Source organism: Mesotoga sp. UBA5557, assembly GCF_002425715.1.
Classification (GTDB): domain Bacteria; phylum Thermotogota; class Thermotogae; order Petrotogales; family Kosmotogaceae; genus Mesotoga.
This window is the reverse complement of sequence record NZ_DIMV01000081.1, coordinates 1-4,063: the sequence shown is the minus strand read 5'-3', so window position 1 is coordinate 4,063 and position 4,063 is coordinate 1. Positions and strand designations below refer to the sequence as shown.

The window sequence follows — 4,063 nt, the reverse complement described above, 5'->3', positions numbered from 1 at the left end:
TTCTTCGCCTTCTTGGCACACCGCAACTTGCATCTAGCAACTTATCCTTACGATTCATGGCAGTCGCAAGTAGAGTTTTTTGTGTTTTTATGTATGAAGTGTAAGATTGAATCGAAAGGGTTCATGAGGTAAACCAAATATCCTTATTCAATAGCACATAGAAAAGGGAGGAAAAGGAATGTTCAAGAAGAGTCTTGTGTTTTTTTCACTGTTTACCTTGATAGCGCTCGGTGGCTGCTCTCTCTTTAGGGCGATCAAGGTTGAAATTCCCGATCAACAGGTGACGGAGGGTGAGGAGCTTGTTATTGGCCTTAGCCAGTTTGTTTTATCATCTGTTTCCGACGGGATATCATTCTCGATAAGCAGCGGACCGGGCAGAATTGTCGGAAGGGATTATGTGTTTACGTCTTTGCCCGGTGACAGCGAAAACAGCCCTTTTAAAGTGAGAGTAAGCGCAAGTGATGAAGGCAAGAGCGGAGTTGCAGAGTTCCGGATCAACGTAAGTCCCATTCCGGAAGGTCAAGAGGCTGAGATCAAGTTATCGGGAGAGACTGCCGAAGAGTTTGAACAGATTATTGATGATTTCGTGAAGAGGAATCCTGAGAATCCCGAAGGACACGCGATTCGTGGAGCTATGAAGGCCATTCCGCAATTGCTGAAACTTCTAGACATATACAATTCGCAGATTGGTTCCCTTGACATTGCAGGGACAATGGATCGAGATGAAATACTGTCAAGTTTCGAAAACCTCGTCTCGAATCCTGATCAAATCGCACAGAGCCTTTCATCTGACATACGCGCAAAACTACTGAATATGAAGCTGAAATCGGCGTTGATTCTTAGAAAACCGCAGCTTCTGATAAATGCTCTTTCTTCTCGTCGGCCCATAGCCAAAAATTCCGATTATTCACTCAGCGGGGAGATCACCGATTTTCAGGAGGAAATGGAGAATTACGCCGATAGCCTTCAGGAAGTCTGGGACGATATCTCCTATTTGAGCGGAGAGATGAGTATTGTAGTAAAGGTATTCCTAAATGAGTTCGATTGGGACGAAGACGGAGTTGTTGAAAGCGACAGAGAGCTGATACTTGAAGTAGTGAGTGAAAATGATTCCATAACCTACTCAGAAAACTTCCGTCTCTATTCGGATATCCTTTTCCTGGAGAAGAAGCCAAAAGGTGATCACATAGTCTCGATCGAGGTTGATCCCAGTGGCGGTGACGCAGTGTTCGATCTCGATTTCTGGTTCATGATCTCACAGGGGTTGGATATAGAGGACGCTCCTGGATTCGATGAGAACGATTATCTCGTAATCGATGAAGGAGAGATAGCGATTCTAAAAATGCTGGTTGGCAGTGCTCTTTCAAGCGCCAGAGCATTCACCATTTATGATCTTGAGCCATCGGAGGCTTTCATGGAGTATTTCGAAGACACCGATGATGATGAGATAGATCCTCCGGAAATTGATACAAATAGCGACGGAAATATCGACGCGTCAGAAGTTAAAGCATTTATTGGCACGTCCTTCATGACATTCAGGAACCCCTTCGAAAGTCCTCTATGGCTGAGTTTGATAAGGGATATCGCTTTGGAGATACCTGAAACGACGATGCTGATGGCAGAGGATCTCTTGAAGGACACACGGACCGAAGGCAACAAGCACAACTTGACCTCACAGTGGTACATCCCGTTCGATCAGGACGCTTACGATACCCTTTCAGAAAACGCGAACGAATTGGAAGAGCTGCTGGACTACATAAGACCAAACGGAGAAGATCTCGATACTGAAATCCCAGTCGATGAAGAAGGTAACACGATTATCCTGAGACTATACAACATTTTCGACCACCCCGAGGGCTTTTCCGATCTCTTAAGCTTCTTCCCTACCCTTATAAACTATGAGATGCTCGAAGGAATTGAATTTCCCGACCCAACGTTTGGCGGTGCCGTAGTTAACCTTCCGAAGTCGGTCTCGCTGTATAACTGAGAGCGAACTTATTCGAGATGAATTGTGGAGCAATGACCTGTAGATGAAGGTTCGTTGCTCCATTTGCTAAAAGTGGGCTTAGAATAATACTGCTGGTGGAGTTTCCAGTATGTCTATGGATTTCATAAAACATCTGCAATAAGATCAACAGGAGGTGTAACAATGAAGCAACTACTAATGATTTTGGTCTTATTGAGTGTCTTTCTTTTCTCAGGGTGTGGTCTGTTGCAGTATTTCACTGTAGCCGAGGTTGTCGAACAAGAGACTGTAGAACAGTTTAATATCGAGAAACTCAAGAACGACGATGAAATCGAAGCTCCTGTTTTCAGAGGGTATTTTCTCAATGTCGATTATTCTTATCCAGAGCTGTTTTTGCAATGTGGCCCACAGACTCGAATCACCGATGAGATTGCCGCGATCGCCGATCAGTTTAATGACAATAAGAATTTATCGACAATTAAAGAGATATACGGCTGGATGATGGGAAACCTGAGGGGAGTTGAGGGAGAGAAGTTTGGCAGAACATCACATGAAATCATAACAACCGGGGGAGTAACTGGCTGCACAGACTATGGACTGGCTTTCGTGTCGCTTGCAAGGGCAAAGGGGATTCCTTCCGTATTCATCCAGACTGCTCGGATTGACTGGATCGAGGCAAGAAAGAAATCAAACAGTGGCATGATAGTAGGTCACATTCTTGTCGAAGTCTATTTAGAAGAAAAATGGTATCTTGTAGACTCGACTTCCGGCAGGCTTTACCTTAATTATGACAGAAACAACTTCTCGCTCCCCGATGGGTACTATGTGTTTGCGAAATCTATTGAGGTATGGGATTCTGGGGCAAAGGACGAAAAAGAGAACTGGCAGATGATGATGGATCTCTTCTGGATCTTTGATCCTTCAGTCTATAACAATCCGGGATACGACTATATTGACCTCACGACAGGGGAGTCGAAGTCATCCGGAGTCTTCACCGGTCACTCAACCGTAATAGGAAGTTCGGCTCTCATTTTTGGAAAACAGAGTCCGGTTGAGCTGTTCAATGATAGATTCACGGCACATCTTTCTAACAAGAGGCTTCTCGATCTCTGCTTCGCCGATATAGACGAAGTGATGAGTACTCAGAGGATAATAGTCCTTCACTCTCTCGATCAGCCCGCCACGATGCCCGACTACATGTTGGGCATTATACCGGAGTTCTCGTCTTCGGAAACGCCCGTAATCCTTAACGAAATCAGGGACGGCAGGAGAATTGTTCTTATAATGACAGATACAACTGGCGAATTGATGAAAATAATCAGAGAACTGCCCGAGGACTTTTTGGACGGCCCACTAAACGATGAGAATGTTCCTGATGTCAAAATAGTGAAAAACTCAGTTCTAGTTTATGGGATGAGCAACCCTGTGGGAGTATTCGAAGAGAGATTCATAAAAGGATTTTCAAGAAAGGGCTTCCTAAGTCTTGGCAATTCACAATACGAAAGATTTCTGGAGACGGAACTCGTCGTAGTCCTCTACTCACTCGATTACCTCGACAAAATGCCACTTTATATCGAAGAATATCTGCCGGAGTTCTCGTCTTCGGAACTGCCTGTAATAGTTAACGAATGGAGAGAAGGTAAGCAGATAATCTTAATCAAGACATCTACCGAGGCGGAACTGATCGATTTGATCGGACAACTTCCGGTTGACTTTCTTTTGAGGTAGAGGAAGATTAAGCTTCACTCAAAAAAGTTCCATTACAACGGAAAAACGGTCTGTATACTGCACAGTAAGTTACTGGCCAGTATACAAATGTGAAAAACCACTCGAAAGAATTCATGAAGACCGGGATATAAGTGCTTAAAACCCCCAATTTCATATTCTTGCTTAGGCAGAAAAATGCCGGTCCGATAAAAAACGGTGACTTGCCGCAAGTAGTCTTCACCAATTGTTGCTGCGTTTCTTATTGTAAGCCAGTTATTCTACGGCAAAATGCCAATCCTGTAATCTAGCAAAATATGAAACATGCGGCCAACGGCGAACCAGTCCTTTTGCTCTGTCCAATCCCCAACCGGTGAGTAGCCCAGGGGGATT

General features: G+C 44.4%; 2 protein-coding genes. Both read left to right on the top strand.

Annotated features, from left to right (window positions below):
- Positions 1–178 precede the first annotated feature (178 nt).
- The gene (locus B3157_RS11035; protein WP_292590524.1) at positions 179–1,987 is read left to right on the top strand and encodes a hypothetical protein; all 1,809 of its coding nucleotides are present in this window, start codon (positions 179–181) and stop codon (positions 1,985–1,987) included.
- A 162-nt stretch (positions 1,988–2,149) separates the two neighbouring features.
- Positions 2,150–3,694: a transglutaminase domain-containing protein gene (locus B3157_RS11030; protein WP_292590523.1), complete on the top strand. Its 1,545-nt coding sequence runs from the start codon at positions 2,150–2,152 to the stop codon at positions 3,692–3,694.
- The last annotated feature ends 369 nt before the right edge of the window (positions 3,695–4,063 follow it).